The following is a 15,282-nucleotide window of genomic DNA, read 5'->3' on the forward strand; positions in this document are numbered from 1 at the left end:
TTTTATTCAATTATGGGTTGAAATTCAATAATTTCATGGGCTATATTATTATCAATGGCCATCTGTAAATCCATAACCCAATTACCATTAATATCTTGAACTGGGTTAAAATATCGGATGCCATCAATAGATAACGTTCCGCTAACTTGTGCAGCGGTTTCTGAGGCTATTTTTGCTACTTCCATTATGCTATTGCTGATAATCCTAAACTTATTAGATATGTATTATATGCACCTCTTAAATTTGAAATTTCGGTTGAACTCAAAGATGCTCCCAACATATAATTAGAGACTACGGAATCACCGTAACTTGTTGTGTTTCTTAAGATGTATTGACTCAATATTGGAAATGTATTAGTTGTTTCAGTTCTCACATATTCTGTAGAACTGGAATACAACCTTAAATCCGTTGAATTATCCCTATTAATCGATTTTAAACCAGTTCCACTAATATTTGCAATAGTATTAAGGTTGTTTGTTGCGTTAATTCGGTGTGATGCAGAATTGTTTAAAAACATACCATTATTACCAGTTGGGCTATTTCCATCAAGAACATTACCACTAGAAGGTGCTGTATAGATAACCGCTGTTCTTGAAGCGTTATTTTGAGTATAATTCACCCCATTTGTTGATGGTATAAAACCAGTATCAATATATCCATCAACAGCATTACCTTCAAACCCACCAACTTGATAAGTGATACCTCCATTTAATGTAAGAAGTGGTGATATAGTAGGATTCTTCCATTCTATCCTAGAAAAGTTTGTTAGTCCAGTATTATTAAATGCAAAATTGTATATTCTATCTTGCTTATTCCAAACACCCGCTGATTTCATGCTACCAATCAAAGTATCAATATACCCTAATGTTGTTGAATTTGGCACAGTAAAACCTTCAGAATTTGCTTTATTGATGATAGCTTGTAATTCCGTAGAATAGTTAGTAAAAGACCGTATAAGATTACTACCCAAATACACTTTCTGAACTTGGTTTGCACCTAATTTAATGTTTGAAATTGTGTTTATTCCTAGCTTGATATTTCCCATTTAAATTATAAAATAAAGTGTCCCAGCGTTAGTACTACCCGAAATAGCATTGTACTCAGCTTGTGTTAATGTTTGGATAGCATTAGTATCATAAGTTGCACCATCGTGTTTAGCGATTACATTTTCTGATATAGCAAGTGTACCAGCTACATTTGGAAATTCAAAATTTCTTTGTGCTGTTAAATTTGTTGTTCTTAACCTCGCATTATATGTACCGTTTCCTTTAACAAAAACACCTTCATGTCCATAAAGTGTTACTTGTTGGGTACTCAACCCTATTTGAGCATAAATAGAAGGGTCAACTTGAAGCTTAAAAAATACTTCTTCGGGATTAATTGTTACAGTTGCGCCTTGGGTTGATAGATATTCAATATCATCCCCAAATGTTGAAAAAATAAATTTTTTACAATTATCAGAATACGGTGTACCAACTTCATAATTCCCATAATCCCATGTGGTTTTAAAACCTTCTAAACCATTAACTATTTTATTACTTCTAGTTTCATTTGGAAGAACACCAACCGTGTTAGAAGTTGCCCCTGATATTGATGAAAATGAAAAATACTCATCCAAATTCATCCTAAATTGAGCTGATTTTGATGTTGGATAATCAACATTATCACCTTCAATATACCAATCCATCCTTCTAGTTCCAGAAGTATAATTAGTAGCTATTTCAAAGTTAGAATGAAGGTCATTAGTTGTATATCCATTATTTCCACTAATTACGATATCAGTTATATTTCCATTATTTACAACATCATCAAGACTTAATGAACCTGAAGAACTTGAAAATCTATTAATTATGAAGGTTGAATCATAAGTTCTATAAAAAAACCTTACCGCTTGATTGGGTTCTAAAACAAAGTCATTACCATCAATTGTATTGATTGAAATGGCACCAGTGCCAGATGGAGAATCATGATAAAAAGTTATGTTTGATGCTTGACCATTTATAAAAACATATTCCTTGCCATCATACATACTTGATAATGCAGCGGGATTGATTGTAAATGAGTGAATACCATTAACATTATTTTCAAACACAAAAATGGTATTGTCTTTTATTCCAAAATTTGTAAATGATATTGGGGTTTCATAAACAATTCTAGTTACTCTTTTTTCATCCTTTGGAATGTATAAATCACCTAATGTTGGTTCTTCTGGTTCACCTATTGAATTGTCATTAATCGCTATTTGTGTAACATAGATAGTATTTAGTGGTACAACTGGTGCAACGGCGATACCACTTGTTTCATCACCTTCAATTCTGATTAATTCATTGGTATCAGTAGCAACAATTAAATCAATTCTATTCTTATCAGTTGCCGCATAAGGAACTGTTAAGACAGTATTGATAGTGGTTTGATACGTTAAACCGTTAATAATCCATTCAGCTGGCTCAATTGTTACATAGTTTGTATCAACTGTTATACTACCAATCGAAATAAGCTGATTTCCTCCATTAACTTGTGTGATATAATTAAACTGCTTAGAGAATATTAAAGTACTCAAAACGGCCATTAAATTGGCTTGTGAACTTGGTACAACACCATCAACTTGGAACTGATTATAATGTGTTGAACCCAATAATTGAAAACGTGTATCATAAGCATTATGAATAGCAATATTAGTATCACCTTGCTTGATACACATAAAGTTTTTCGGGTATGTTAAACCGTTATATTTAAAAGTATTTGGGTTACTTGTTGTTTGAAATACTTGCATTATATTTTTCTAATTCTGAATGTTCGCTCACCAGAAGTTGATGATCCCCCGCAAGCGTTATTTTTTTGCCATTTTGGAAACAAATCTGAATTGGAATCCAAATACATTTTTATGATTTCCCACCTTGCCCCCGCCAATTGTAATTGTTGGGTTGATATATCTTTTAAAGTGTTCCTATCGACTGGCTGGCTATCATTTGATAGTTTGGTTGTAACACCAAATGGTGTTTGATTTATGTTGGTTAAAAGCACATATTTTGACATGAAATAATCAGCTGTAAGAGCTTTTAAACCATCTTGATAGTACAATGTATCATTTACAGTAAAAGTGCTTCCAGATAACAGATTTTGATAATCTGGATTAGATAAATTGGCCAATACATCAAAATAGAAATCACTTCCCAATCTATCTTTCAATTCCGTTATTTGGGCTTGTTCAATGATTGGGGTTATCTTTTGTTCATCAATCTTTTGGCCAATATCTTTATGCTGCTTGATTTCCGTCGGGGTTAATATTCTCATTTGTTTGTGTTATTTTAGGTGTTCCAAGCATCTGTCTAGCTAATGAAGATTCAATTCCAAAGATTTCAGAAATGATAACAACAGCACTTTCTAAATCGGTTAGGCCTTGTGCCACGGATTGTTGGATCTGTAGTAAAGCTTGAACACCACCAACTGAGCCTTTTAATTGTGCTTGCGCTTCAAGTCTTTTGGTTTCAGCTGGATCAATTGATTGTGCATTTTCAATCTGAATGATTGGTAAAATGTTCCAGTTATTGGATGGGTTTATTGTCTGATGGAACTTAGAAAAGATTAATTTGAAAGCATCAACGATAATATTTCTTTCTTCTTCTTTTTTCTCCCAATGCGTTAATTTTGCTTCTTTAAGTAACTCCCCAGAGTTTCCGAAAATTGAATTATCAGAATTATTAACTAAAATTGAAGGGATATCAAAAGCATCAATTATATTTTCTTTAGTCGACCTATCAGTATATTCAAACTTTTTATCATCAATGTTACTGTCAATATTCTCTATTCTTAATTGTTCAAGAAGATTATCAGTTTCTGATTTTGATTCTAATAGTAGTACACCAGCACTATCTTCAGCCCCTTTTAAATCTTCAATAGTCTTTACAAAATCATCACGCTGGTCTTCATCATCAAATGGCTTTGTAATGAACAATTTCGCTCCAAAAAATCCTTTTCGTAAGCCACCATTTTTAAAAATACCTGATTGATTTTGACTATCAGCATCACTCATCACGCAATCAACATCCGAAAGGCTGTATGTATCACTAAAGTCAGCCGTTAAATGAAGAATTTGACCTTTATATTTATTCCAACCACCAGCGGCTTCAACTTGTGCTTCTATTACCGTTTGATTAGGATTAAAACGGTCAATTAAGGTATACTCATCTTTGTTTACCTTCTTTGATTTTGACTTATCCCAGTTGTTATAAACAACATACTTACCAGCATAATTTGTCGAATCTGTTTTCCCAATTCTACCATCAGTACAAGGGATTAAATCAACGCTAATAACTTCAAATAATGCATTATAATTAACGTGTAAAAAAATATTATTTTGTTCTGAAAATTCCCTTGAAGTAACCCTAAGTAACTGATTAATATTCAGACCTTTTTTGCTTACAATCGGAGCATTGTCTTTGGCAAATTCAAACCCTTTACCATATATGTATTTTGAGTTAATATCAACACATTGTTTTGCTGTTACGGAACTACCTATAATTGACTTTACAAGGCTTGGATATGCGTTATCATCACCCCAATTATGTATTCCATCGGTTTGATTAAATTTGATCGATAAACGGTTATCTACATCTATTAATTTTATGCGCATTTATTAGTTTGTAATTAAATCTTTCCAGTTTTCTGGGTACTTTTCAAACATTGAAATTCTGTTTGGATTAGCTTTAAGGAATTCGATGCACAAAGCATCAGGTGAATAAGCTGGTGAAATGAACTCACCATCACCAAAATTGATCTGAACAACACCTATTGTTGATCTTAGTTTAAAATTATTGGTGCTGGCCATTTCCAATTGTTCCATTTTCTCAATTCCATCAGTCATTAACTTTTTGTAATACTGGGGGAATTTGTCTTTACAACTAGAACAAGTCTTAACACCGTATATGAACTTGTAATACTCGGTTAATTCCTTTTTTAAATCTGAATTAAAAGCCAGTCCATCATAAGGAATGGCTAATAATTCTTGTAGTCTATCTTTATTCATTAATTTTGTTTTTAATAAAAAAAGGTGGTGGGTAAATAACCCGCCCACCTTATAATTATACCGTGATTTAACCTAAAAGAAAGGGATTATGCAGATAATAAATTATCAAATTTTGTCTTAGTAGTAGAATAACTTGTTTCTAACCAGATGTTATGTACATAAGGTTCACCATAATTTTCTGGTGTAGCTAACGTGAATAAGAAAGATCCATCATTTTCATTAGAAGCATAATTACCTTCCGACATAACTAAACTTGATTCTAGTCCGTAAACTTTGAATGCAGCACTGTTATTTGTACCCTTGAATTTCGTTTCAACAACACAAATAAATTCACCTCTTAACAATTCTGAAGCTCTTTCTACGTCAGATGCTTCTGAACCAAAAATTCTTCCGAAAAATGAATGTTTGAAATTGTTTAAACCACCATCATTAATACTAGCTTCTGATGCAGTAGTCCCTAAATCTTTAAGCCATTGGACTGAATAGCCAGTTTTACCAGCTTTTAAAGAAATATTGGTAACAGTTGCACCTGAAGTTGTTACCGATGTGAAATCTAAGTCATCTCGATTGATAAGGACGGCTTTTGTTTCCAAACCACCTTTGTATGGAACTGAACAATCATAAGATAAATTTCCAGTTACTTTTGAAATACAACTCATTATATTTTATTGATTTTTTAGATAACCCCAGCTATTAACTGGGGTTGTATTATTTTTTGAAGTTTATTAGTATGCTACAGAAATGAAGTAACCTTCTAATACTTTAGCATCTAAGCTGAAGATGTTTTCGGTGTAAACTTTTCGGTCAGTTTTATCAAACCAAACTCCTAATTCTTTGAATTCTCCAGAATCTAAAGTACCTACTGGAATATTGCTTGGAATTGTGAACACAATACGGTTTGGTAAGTTGTATTTTGTTCCGTTATCTTGGTAAGCAGTGATATTTCTATCCATGAAATCAGCAACTAAGATTTTCTTACCTCTGTATGTCATTACACCATCATTGATAGCTAATTGTCCTACTGCTGATAAACCAGCATCTTCTAATTTATCTAAGAAGTTATCATAAACCGATTGAGTTACGATGAACATACCATCTTTGTGGTTTTTCAATCTTGTATCAGCTTGGTTGTACACTTTTCTCATTGCTGTTAAAGCTTCACCAGCTGCTAATTCTTGTGCATTATAAGTTGATCCAGTGTTAGCTGCAATCGTAGCTCTTTTAATATTACCAGCTGTTACACCAGCAAAAATTTGTTTGAATAAACCATCAACTGAATTGAAATAGTCAACGTTAACACCGTTTGTGATCGTACCACCAGATACAACATTAGCAGCATCTTTATCACCAAACCAAACTAATCTTAAAATTGTTTCGTCTAATGCTTCTAATAATCTTGAAGCAATCATTTTGATTTCTTCAGATCCTTCAACATCATATTTATTGGTTTTCGCTCCGAATGCTTTTAAAAGTTCTGGTAACTCTTTAGCACAATAAGGAATTCTTACTTCGATTTGGTTGTTTTCCCAATATTTTTGAGTGGCAACAATACCAGCTTCAGAATCTTGTGGTGTACAAGTACCATTTGCTCCTAACCCTTGTAATCCCATTGAGGAAAGTAAAAGGATTTGGGTTTTCATGTCGATGCCTTCAACAATGCTGTGCATCTCAGCTAACGCTGGGTTAGCGAAAGCAGTTTCAAATATAGCTTTAGCTAATTCTGAAACTTCTTTTGGTGACAATGTTACATTGTCAAAATTGAAATTTGCCATTTATTTAATTAAGTTTTTTAGCTTTTTTTGGTTTATTTTCTTTTGATTGAGAAGGATTTAACCTCTCCATCTTTGGCTTTGATTGTTGGGTTATTTTCACTTGTAGTAGTTGTGAAATCTGAACCGATTAATTTTGCCAATGCGTTAAATTTGGTTTCTAATTCCGCTTGTTTTTCAAGGCTTTTTTCAAATGCTTCTAAAAGGTTTGAAGCATCTTCTGAAGTCATCAGTTCATCCAATTTTGCTTGTAATTCAGCAACCTTAGCTTGAAGTTCTTCAATCATTTTATCCTTTTCAGTTGGATCTTCTGGGATTTCTTGATCGCTTTCAGTTTCATCACCTTCCGCAGCTTGTGTGTCATCTTCAGTTGGTTCTTCAACTGGTTTTATTTCGGTTACAACACCATTAGCAGCAACTACTGTTGAACCGTCAGGCATTAAGTAATCTCCCTCGGCTGGCTTACCATCAACTGTTACTTTAGCATCAACACTGGCAACATCACTTGATTCCAACTCTGGGAATACTAATTCCAAACCAGTAGCATCTTGAAGAATCAATTCGTTTTTGATACCGTTTAATTTGTTCCAGATCTGGTCAATTTTTTTTGTTAATTTGTTCATTATTGAATCATTATTTTCTTTTTGGGTGTGCAGTTTAGCAACTGCTTTTAGTGGGACTTCTAAACCAGTCGCAATACCAAAATCAAGGCATTCATCGGCCGATAAGTAGGTTTCATTTTTAAGTAATGAGTGGATTGTGTTTTTATCGATTGCTAAAGCTTCAGTATAGAAGTTGATAAGCCTATTTTCGCAATCTTTTAATCCGTTTAAATAATCTGTAAGTTGGATAGTATCACCAACTACTTGCATCCAAGGCAAATGAATCATATATACTTCATTCGCTCCATTTACCATAAGTCTAGTGCTACCAGCCATGTATATTACGCTGGCAATGGAATAAGCCATAGTTGTAGAAGTTGTAACTGGCTTTTCTTTGTCAAGATTTTTTAGATAATCATAGATATCAAACCCATCTTCAGCATAACCGCCTTCAGAATGGATTTTAACTAAAAAAGATGTGGCTAATGGCTGGTTTTTTACTTGGCGTATAACATCAACTAAAGTTGAATCAACACCAATCTCACCAGAAATGAATATTTTCCCTTGCATATACTATAATTATACCGTGGGAATGCCAAAAAGAAAGAAAAAGCCTAATTATTGTTAGGCTTTAAATCTTATTTTAGAGCGTAATCTGATTATAGATTTATTATTTCTAATCAAATCATTCAATTCTTCCGTAGAATTTATATCAATTGGTTTATTTGTGTACATCACATTCTTTTCCTGATCTTCATCAACAGAGAATTGATGAAATAGTTTATCGTATTTTAAAAGATAGATATGTATCATTACCTATTTTCTTTAAAATCAAAGGTTACTATCTCACATATTGGTGAAACTCCCTTCCATTCATTTTTATAAATGCTGGTATCAATCCCAAGATTAAATTCATAAACCAAACCTGTTTCACGAATGAATTTTGCAACCTTCATCGGCACTTCAAATTCGTGCGGGTTGTAACCTTTTGATTTTTCTCTGGAATCTTGAAAATATGGCGCGCCACTATACTTAAACGGTGTTGATCCTTGCGGCACAATGAAAGAACCGTAATCGGATATTTTGCTTGCTATCTCAATGGCCATCAAATCAAATTCAGAACCTTTGTAACTCAACCCTAAATTATCTGGTACACCAGTTTTAATTTTTCCAAATGGTGGGTTGCTTATTGATTGGTCAAAGTGACCAAATTCTTTATAATCGAAAATACTCCCATGAATCCAATTAGCTTCTGGTAATAGCATCTTACCTACTTCAACATAACTTGCATTAAGTTCAACACAAGTAATATCCTTGCAGTTGTTCCAGTGATAGGCAAAGAATGATAACATCCCAATCCCAGCACATAAATCAATGGTTTTTTCATTATTGTAATAGGTAAAACTGAAATCCTTAGCCAATTGAATTGGTGTAAAGAAAGCACCAGCTTCAGCATTGTTATTATTCGCCCCTTCATTCCAATTTTGGTAGACATATAGTTTTTCTTCAAAGGTTAGTGTTTCCTTTTGAAGATATTCAACGGCCAGACTATGACGTTTAATTTCATCCTTAGTTAACTTTGCCATTAAATAGAAGTGTTTAAAAAATAGTTGGTTCTGTTTGTCCACCCTTTTAAAAATTTATTTTGCGTTGCATTGTTATTTACAACCCTTTGGTAATAAGCCATTCTTTGATAATAAAGTTTCTCTTTATCCAAGTCCTTTAGAGCCGCTTTTGTTATCTTCCCAATAATTCCATCAGCTTCAAGGTTTAAAGCTCTCTGAGCGCATTTTATGGCCGATTTCACACCCATATTAAAAGCCATATCAAACAGCATAGCTTGGGCTTCTCCATTAACCAGTTCTAAGCTGATTGGAAGAGCATAATTTTGATAAGCTATTTCCGCTGCGCGATCATAAGTCATTTCTTTGAAGCCATCAAGGGAATCAAAATGATGCTTGTTGAAGTTGTAGGCTATTCCGTATTTTGTCCAGCCCCCGCTGTCACCTTTTACATTATGAAGTTTTTCACCACCTTCCCATTTAAGGGTATGTTGGTAAATTTCTTTAAATCTCTTTTTTGAAAGCATAATTCGTTTTAATTGAATTATACCGTTGGATCAGAAAAAAGAAAGGTTTTACTTATATAATATTATCTCAAAAGGCTGGTTGGTCGTGCTGAAGCACTCCATTTGGTTGGTTTGTCTGGCAAGGCCAGAAGTTGGTTAAGCCCGCTAAAGCTTATTGAGATAAGAAATGATATTTGTGCTAAAGCACATTGAGATAAGAAGTGATTTGTGCTAAAGCACATTGAAATGAAAAGAGTTTATTCAGCTATCGCTGGTTGAAGTAATAAGGAATAAGATTGTGCTAAAGCACGTTGAAGTTAATTGAAATGATATTTGTGCTGTAGCACTTTTTTCTTCCAATCACAAATAAAAAAGAATGGCAAAACCCCACAAGGGGTTGCCTTCTTTTTTTTTGATTTAATTAAATATCTAATAAACACATATAATAAACAGCCACCGTAAGGTGTTTATATTACAGTATGTAATAAGGTCTGTTTTTCAGACCGTTTTCGGTCTGTTTTTCAGACCACTTTCAATATGCTTTAGCATTAAAAGACTTAACAAAATAACGTATTGTTACATATTTAACAAAATATTTCAATAAAAAATCAAACTTTCAAAATAATCATACTATTTATTATAAAGAACTTTAATTAAGATACAAATATTATAATATTTTAACAATAATTATTTGTTTTTCTCAATTAAAATGATATATTTGAGTTATACAGACCTCGTTTTTGGTTTTCTCATAATAAAACAGCATAGTTTCAAAAAGCCTTGGGTGCTGGGGAAGTAATTAACCCCAGCTTCCTTACCAAGTAAAAATTAAGGACAATAACCAGCTTTGCTGGATCGAGTATAAAAAGGAATAAAATGTCAAACTCAAAAAAAGTAAAAAATGGAACGATAATTAAACAAGATTTATCCCAAGGGAACTTCGTTCAAACTTCAAAAACAATTCTTACCAATAAAGATCTTACAGATTCAGCAGTAAGATTACTTCAATTAATTGGTGATACACCTTCAACTACAAAAATAAGCCTTACATATTACCGTAATTTGCTTGGTTGGTCAAAAGCCAAACTAACAAATGCAACTAAAAATTTAATTGAAAACGGTTACCTTAAAATAAATCAATATCCAAAAGGTACTGGTAAAGGTTTCTCATATAGTTATACTGTTTCATTCCACGGAAATTTACATTTTGAAACCGATAAAGATGGAAATACAGTTAAAGTAAATGGCGCGGTTAAACCTTATTCAAAAAAAGACAAACCAACTGTTGCTACTGAACAACCTAAAGTAGAAGTTTCCGAAGAAAAAACTGCTGAAATTAAAGCAACTGAAAAAGTTAAATTACCAGAACAATCTCAATCAGTCGATGAAGATAAAGAAGCTTTGTTTTTTGAAGCATTAATTGCTTACAATAAATTAACATATTCGCCAGAATTTGAATTTCTGGTAGCAAAAAATATTAATGATAATTTCAATGTTAAAGGTCTGATTGCTGACGCGGAAAAATTCCTAAAAGATTTTTACAATTCCGAGATAAAAAAACTTCAGAACCCAGAACAAAATAAGCGTGCTTTTGAAGCGACAAAAGCATGGTTGAAAAAGAAAGTATTCGACGAATTTAACATTCAACCGTACACTGAATTTGTACAAAATATTGAAACAAAATATACTAAGATGGTTATGATGTACCCACCTAAGCAAAAAGTAGACTACGAAACAGAACAATTAGAAAGAACAAATGATTAAAAATATGAGTACTGAATACCGAAAAGTGGTTAAAGAATTATTGGATGAAGCCACAAAAAAAAACAGCCCAGAAGAAATTATCAACGGATTGCTAGATATATTAAACACTAATGGAAGTGTATCTCACGATGATATTGTTAAAGTTATCAAAGATGATAATGAGCTATATAAAAATTACTATGTTACTTTAAAACCGATAGGAAATACGTCATTTTTACAAAGTATACATGAATCTGGATTAACTGGTCAAGAAAAAATACGTTTACTAATGGAAAAACTGAAAGCCGATAGATTAGCGAATGAAACTAAAGAAGAAAAACCCAAGGCCAAAAAGAAAACAGAAGTTAAAAAAGCTACTCAACCAAAAATAAATAACTCAGATAAATATTTTACCAATAAGTTAATCAAGAAATCTAAACTTTCCCCTTCATGCAAACTTATTTTGTTAGAAATTAACAGTTTACACATAGCTGGGTACAAATATACTTATAGCTTATTTCAAATGGCTAACTCTTTTGGGATGACTTTAAAAGTTATGGAAAATATTGTAAATACTTTAATCAATAATGGGCTTATTACTGTAGAAATAATAAACGAGAAAAATTATTTAATTCCAGACCATAATCAAATTAATATAATGAACGATGATTGGGGTTTTTGATGATGTGATTGTGGATTATCTGGTTAAGAATTGCCATATATGTCCAACATACGGTGTGATAAAACTTAATGGCGCGGGTGAAGGGAATCACATTACCCAAATTAGAGATCGGATTGAATTAATATTTGGGATTGAAAAAGTTGAATATGAATTGATATGTTTGGCTTCTGATAAATTAATGGGTTATAAATAAAAAGGGGCTATTGCCCCTTTTCTTCTGATGTTATTCTTGCTATTTCTTTCACATGAATAAAACCTACAAACTCATTTCCATTAACATCTATATATCTGACATTATGCCAATCCTTTTCTATATTAATAACTATTAAAACGCTATTTGCTGGCACATCTACACAACTTTTAAATCTTCTATCTTTAGTTGGTTTTAAACTGGTAGCTAAATTAGTTTGTATTTTGATTATGTTTCCATAATTGTAATTATTAGTAACTGAATTATCATTATTAGAATTAGTTTGGGTAGTATTATTGTTGTTTACTCCAATCTCGGATTCGACTTTAAATGAATCAATATTCAAATTATTTTCAATTTTAAAAGTTATTAACTGAATGGTGATAACAATACTCCAACCATATTCTATTATTAGATCTTTTGAAGTTTGAAAGTTTTTTATCTTTGAAATTTTATCAATAAAATACTCAAAAAGTTCATATACTTTAGTTATATCCTTAGTTAATTCAATTAAGAAATTATTAGTTTCTTCAATTATTATTTCAAGTTCAGTAATATCTGGTTCTTTATCGTTTTCCAGATCATAATTCATTGAAGCTATTAAACCGTCATCAATAGTCAAAGATTCATCATTAATCTGTAATTGATATGATTTATTTAGATTGGCAAAATTATTTTGAATTGAACTAAATGATTCATAGAAACGATTTAGATCTTTAGGTACTTTAAAAAATGAATCTGGAAAATTATTTTTCCAATCGAAATGGGTTGCAGTTTGAGAAATATTATAAACTTTTTTCCATGATTCAGAATTCTCGGATGCAGACATCATTGTTTTTGAAAATTCAAATCCTTTGAAAGTTTCCCAATCAGAAAATAATGGATTTAATTTCAAAAGTGAATTATCATTAGCCATTGAACTAATACCTCCAAAAATTCTTTTTAGTTTATTTTCATCGTAATTTAACCAAGGTAAATTTTTATTTGGTCGCATAGCTGCTACAGAGCCAAGATTCATCCAATCAATTTTTGGCACTTTACTCATAGCTAAATCCACTCCATTTACTGAATTCGCCCCTAAAGTCATTTGTTTTATCATCTTGGATAAATGTAATGGACGTAATCCATCTAAATCATCATGTTCATCACTCATTTTTTATTTTTTTTTTACAAAATTCGGAATAATATCTTACAATAAAAAATTGGTTAAATTTCCTGTAATATGTTACAAATGGCTTAATAAATTTGGAAGCTATTATTGAACAATCTCAGCCGTTAAATCTGGTTCATACTTTGGATAAGCATATTCTACCCCTTCAAAACCAGTAAATAACAATTATTTTAATACATATGACTAAATAAATGCAAAATCCTTAACATTTTGCTTTGGTAGAAAAAAACCTTTAAACCCCTCTTCTTTAGCTTTGATCGCAATTGATAAAGCTCCTTTTATGGGCTGCAGACTTCCATCTAACGAAAGCTCTCCCATAATAATATACTTTTCTGTTTCCGCTGATTTTATTTGTCCTGAGGCTACTAAAATTCCAATTGCAAGGGTTAAATCATAAGCTGAACCTTCTTTGCGTAAATCGGCAGGAGCCATATTAATGGTTATTTTTTTTCCCGGTAGTTCATAGCCGTTGTTTTTTAATGCAGCAGCTATACGGTAACTACTTTCCTTAATTGCATTATCTGGCAATCCTACCAAATGATAACCAATACCTTTATCGATATTCACTTCTATTTTAATTGTAGTCGAATCAACCCCGAATACAGCGCTTCCAAAAACTTTTGTTAACATGGCGTATAATTTGTAAGGCAAATATTATATTTTAAAATTTAAAATCAAAATAGCACTCTACATTTTCTTCTAATTAATTCGTAATAAATTGATTACACAAGTTAAAAGCATAACAAAAAACTAAAATATTCGCATTTTTTTTCATAAATTTAATAGGTATTCGAACATTTATAACAGAGATAATATGAATGAAAGAAATACTCCTGAGGAAATCAAAAGGCTTGAAATTTTAAAAAGTTATGAAATATTAGATACGGATCCCGAAAGCGATTATGATAACATTACATTTCTGGCTTCAAAAATTTGCAACGTGCCCATTTCAGCAATAACACTTGTTGATGAAGATCGTGTGTGGGTAAAATCAAAAGTTGGTTTTGACACCTATGACGCTAATCGGAATACTTCATTTTGTGCACTAGCTATAACCAGACCTGAAAAATTATTATCCATTTCGGATATTAAATACGAATCTGAATTTAGCGACATAAGCGAACATAATGGCTTTAACAACAGCGGATTTTACGCTAGTGTTACTTTGAAAAGTCCGGATGGTTATGCACTCGGAACGCTATGTGTAGCCGATTTTATTACTAAAGAAATTACATCTGATCAATTAAAAGCGTTAGAAATTCTTGGAAATCAAATTTCAAAATTATTAGAGCTACGGAAAATTAATTTGACATTGTCTAAAAAAAATGAAACCTTAAATCTGAAGTATGAAGAATTGGAACAATTTGCGAGAGTAGTTTCACATGATATCAAATCACCTTTAAACAACATTATTTCGTTAATTATTCTTTTGAAAGAGAGTTGCATCGATAAATTTGACGGAAAAGAAAAAGAATTTCTTGAGTTTTTATCTGAGTCTTCGTACCAACTCAAAGAGTATGTTGATGGGCTGCTTAACTACTACAAAAGCGAGTCATTTCAGAAAAACGATGCAGAAGAAATTTCAATTGCAGTTATATTAGAAGACATAATTAATGTGCTAGATCCGAAGAAAGAACATACTTTTAAAATACCAGACAAGGCTGTTACTATCAAAAACAACAAATATGCAATAGAGCAGATCCTTGTGAATTTAATTAGTAATGGCATAAAATACAATGACAAAAAACCAATCATTATCGAAGTAGACTGTCAGGATTTGGAAAACCAGACGATACTTTCCGTAAAAGATAACGGTAACGGAATTGAAATTACAGATTTCGAAACTATTTTTTCATTCTTTAAGACACTTAATAAAAAGGATCGATTCGGAAATTACGGCACAGGCATTGGTTTGGCTACTGTAAAAAAAATAGCCGAAAAACTAAACGGAAAAATCAAATTACGTTCAGTTATAAACCAAGGAAGCGAGTTTACTATCTGTTTTGATAAATAAACTCGCTTCTTAGTATT

General features: G+C 31.9%; 16 protein-coding genes and 1 pseudogene. 4 read left to right on the plus strand and 13 right to left on the minus strand.

The window, feature by feature from the left end; all coding sequences use genetic code 11:
- Positions 1 to 2: 2 nt before the first annotated feature.
- The 11 genes from ABGT15_RS04540 to ABGT15_RS04590 all read right to left on the minus strand — a co-directional run bounded on the left by ABGT15_RS04540 (position 3) and on the right by ABGT15_RS04590 (position 9,486).
- Positions 3 to 185, minus strand: a complete 183-nt coding sequence (locus ABGT15_RS04540; RefSeq protein WP_367230229.1) for a hypothetical protein — start codon at positions 183 to 185, stop codon at positions 3 to 5.
- Entirely contained in the window at positions 185 to 1,045 is an 861-nt protein-coding gene (locus ABGT15_RS04545) for a hypothetical protein (protein ID WP_367230230.1), read from the minus strand. Before ABGT15_RS04545 ends, ABGT15_RS04540 begins: the two co-directional genes overlap by 1 nt.
- Positions 1,046 to 2,773, minus strand: a complete 1,728-nt coding sequence (locus tag ABGT15_RS04550; protein ID WP_367230231.1) for a hypothetical protein — start codon at positions 2,771 to 2,773, stop codon at positions 1,046 to 1,048.
- Positions 2,773 to 3,294, minus strand: a complete 522-nt coding sequence (locus ABGT15_RS04555) for a DUF6712 family protein (RefSeq protein ID WP_367230232.1) — start codon at positions 3,292 to 3,294, stop codon at positions 2,773 to 2,775. Before ABGT15_RS04555 ends, ABGT15_RS04550 begins: the two co-directional genes overlap by 1 nt.
- Positions 3,257 to 4,633 carry a hypothetical protein gene (locus ABGT15_RS04560; protein ID WP_367230233.1) on the minus strand — a complete coding sequence of 459 codons (1,377 nt, stop codon included), beginning with the start codon at positions 4,631 to 4,633 and terminating at the stop codon, positions 3,257 to 3,259. Before ABGT15_RS04560 ends, ABGT15_RS04555 begins: the two co-directional genes overlap by 38 nt.
- Before the next feature lie 3 nt (positions 4,634 to 4,636).
- A complete protein-coding gene (locus ABGT15_RS04565) occupies positions 4,637 to 5,026 on the minus strand; it encodes a hypothetical protein (RefSeq protein WP_367230234.1) in 390 nt (129 codons plus the stop codon).
- A gap of 86 nt (positions 5,027 to 5,112) precedes the next feature.
- On the minus strand, positions 5,113 to 5,685 hold the full coding sequence (locus ABGT15_RS04570) for a hypothetical protein (RefSeq protein ID WP_367230235.1): 573 nt from the start codon (positions 5,683 to 5,685) through the stop codon (positions 5,113 to 5,115).
- 66 nt (positions 5,686 to 5,751) lie between these two features.
- Complete coding sequence (locus ABGT15_RS04575) at positions 5,752 to 6,798, minus strand: hypothetical protein (protein ID WP_367230236.1); 1,047 nt, start codon at positions 6,796 to 6,798, stop codon at positions 5,752 to 5,754.
- A 32-nt stretch (positions 6,799 to 6,830) separates the two neighbouring features.
- Positions 6,831 to 7,967: an ATP-dependent Clp protease proteolytic subunit gene (locus ABGT15_RS04580; RefSeq protein WP_367230237.1), complete on the minus strand. Its 1,137-nt coding sequence runs from the start codon at positions 7,965 to 7,967 to the stop codon at positions 6,831 to 6,833.
- Positions 7,968 to 8,209: 242 nt separating this feature from the next.
- Positions 8,210 to 8,983: a methyltransferase gene (locus tag ABGT15_RS04585; RefSeq protein ID WP_367230238.1), complete on the minus strand. Its 774-nt coding sequence runs from the start codon at positions 8,981 to 8,983 to the stop codon at positions 8,210 to 8,212.
- On the minus strand, positions 8,983 to 9,486 hold the full coding sequence (locus tag ABGT15_RS04590) for a glycoside hydrolase family 108 protein (RefSeq protein WP_367230239.1): 504 nt from the start codon (positions 9,484 to 9,486) through the stop codon (positions 8,983 to 8,985). The genes ABGT15_RS04585 and ABGT15_RS04590 overlap by 1 nt, the downstream gene beginning before the upstream one ends.
- Before the next feature lie 855 nt (positions 9,487 to 10,341).
- Here ABGT15_RS04590 and ABGT15_RS04595 point away from each other — a divergent pair.
- Genes ABGT15_RS04595 through ABGT15_RS04605 form a run of 3 tightly spaced genes read left to right on the plus strand, consistent with a single transcriptional unit; the run spans position 10,342 to position 12,083 of the window.
- Positions 10,342 to 11,229 (plus strand): hypothetical protein, encoded by an 888-nt coding sequence (locus ABGT15_RS04595; protein WP_367230240.1) that lies wholly within the window; start codon positions 10,342 to 10,344, stop codon positions 11,227 to 11,229.
- A gap of 4 nt (positions 11,230 to 11,233) precedes the next feature.
- Positions 11,234 to 11,890 (plus strand): hypothetical protein, encoded by a 657-nt coding sequence (locus ABGT15_RS04600; protein WP_367230241.1) that lies wholly within the window; start codon positions 11,234 to 11,236, stop codon positions 11,888 to 11,890.
- Complete coding sequence (locus ABGT15_RS04605; protein WP_367230242.1) at positions 11,874 to 12,083, plus strand: hypothetical protein; 210 nt, start codon at positions 11,874 to 11,876, stop codon at positions 12,081 to 12,083. Before ABGT15_RS04600 ends, ABGT15_RS04605 begins: the two co-directional genes overlap by 17 nt.
- Positions 12,084 to 12,090: 7 nt before the next feature.
- Here ABGT15_RS04605 and ABGT15_RS04610 read toward each other — a convergent pair whose 3' ends face one another.
- Both ABGT15_RS04610 and ABGT15_RS04615 read right to left on the minus strand, forming a co-directional pair.
- Complete coding sequence (locus tag ABGT15_RS04610) at positions 12,091 to 13,233, minus strand: hypothetical protein (protein ID WP_367230243.1); 1,143 nt, start codon at positions 13,231 to 13,233, stop codon at positions 12,091 to 12,093.
- 204 nt (positions 13,234 to 13,437) lie between these two features.
- Positions 13,438 to 13,881, minus strand: a pseudogene (locus tag ABGT15_RS04615) (magnesium chelatase domain-containing protein); the annotation flags it as partial.
- Positions 13,882 to 14,065: 184 nt separating this feature from the next.
- Between ABGT15_RS04615 and ABGT15_RS04620 the strand changes: the two are divergent.
- Positions 14,066 to 15,265: a sensor histidine kinase gene (locus tag ABGT15_RS04620; protein WP_367230244.1), complete on the plus strand. Its 1,200-nt coding sequence runs from the start codon at positions 14,066 to 14,068 to the stop codon at positions 15,263 to 15,265.
- The last annotated feature ends 17 nt before the right edge of the window (positions 15,266 to 15,282 follow it).

Source organism: Flavobacterium enshiense, assembly GCF_040750275.1.
GTDB lineage: Bacteria > Bacteroidota > Bacteroidia > Flavobacteriales > Flavobacteriaceae > Flavobacterium > Flavobacterium enshiense_B.

Bases quoted from the DNA above. Each gene is read 5' to 3' on its own strand.
- ABGT15_RS04540 (WP_367230229.1), bottom strand. From the start codon at position 185: ATGGAAGTAGCAAAAATAGCCTCAGAAACCGCTGCACAAGTTAGCGGA.
- ABGT15_RS04545 (WP_367230230.1), bottom strand. From the start codon at position 1,045: ATGGGAAATATCAAGCTAGGAATAAACACAATTTCAAACATTAAATTA.
- ABGT15_RS04550 (WP_367230231.1), bottom strand. From the start codon at position 2,773: ATGCAAGTATTTCAAACAACAAGTAACCCAAATACTTTTAAATATAAC.
- ABGT15_RS04555 (WP_367230232.1), bottom strand. From the start codon at position 3,294: ATGAGAATATTAACCCCGACGGAAATCAAGCAGCATAAAGATATTGGC.
- ABGT15_RS04560 (WP_367230233.1), bottom strand. From the start codon at position 4,633: ATGCGCATAAAATTAATAGATGTAGATAACCGTTTATCGATCAAATTT.
- ABGT15_RS04565 (WP_367230234.1), bottom strand. From the start codon at position 5,026: ATGAATAAAGATAGACTACAAGAATTATTAGCCATTCCTTATGATGGA.
- ABGT15_RS04570 (WP_367230235.1), bottom strand. From the start codon at position 5,685: ATGAGTTGTATTTCAAAAGTAACTGGAAATTTATCTTATGATTGTTCA.
- ABGT15_RS04575 (WP_367230236.1), bottom strand. From the start codon at position 6,798: ATGGCAAATTTCAATTTTGACAATGTAACATTGTCACCAAAAGAAGTT.
- ABGT15_RS04580 (WP_367230237.1), bottom strand. From the start codon at position 7,967: ATGCAAGGGAAAATATTCATTTCTGGTGAGATTGGTGTTGATTCAACT.
- ABGT15_RS04585 (WP_367230238.1), bottom strand. From the start codon at position 8,983: ATGGCAAAGTTAACTAAGGATGAAATTAAACGTCATAGTCTGGCCGTT.
- ABGT15_RS04590 (WP_367230239.1), bottom strand. From the start codon at position 9,486: ATGCTTTCAAAAAAGAGATTTAAAGAAATTTACCAACATACCCTTAAA.
- ABGT15_RS04595 (WP_367230240.1), top strand. From the start codon at position 10,342: ATGTCAAACTCAAAAAAAGTAAAAAATGGAACGATAATTAAACAAGAT.
- ABGT15_RS04600 (WP_367230241.1), top strand. From the start codon at position 11,234: ATGAGTACTGAATACCGAAAAGTGGTTAAAGAATTATTGGATGAAGCC.
- ABGT15_RS04605 (WP_367230242.1), top strand. From the start codon at position 11,874: ATGATTGGGGTTTTTGATGATGTGATTGTGGATTATCTGGTTAAGAAT.
- ABGT15_RS04610 (WP_367230243.1), bottom strand. From the start codon at position 13,233: ATGAGTGATGAACATGATGATTTAGATGGATTACGTCCATTACATTTA.
- ABGT15_RS04620 (WP_367230244.1), top strand. From the start codon at position 14,066: ATGAATGAAAGAAATACTCCTGAGGAAATCAAAAGGCTTGAAATTTTA.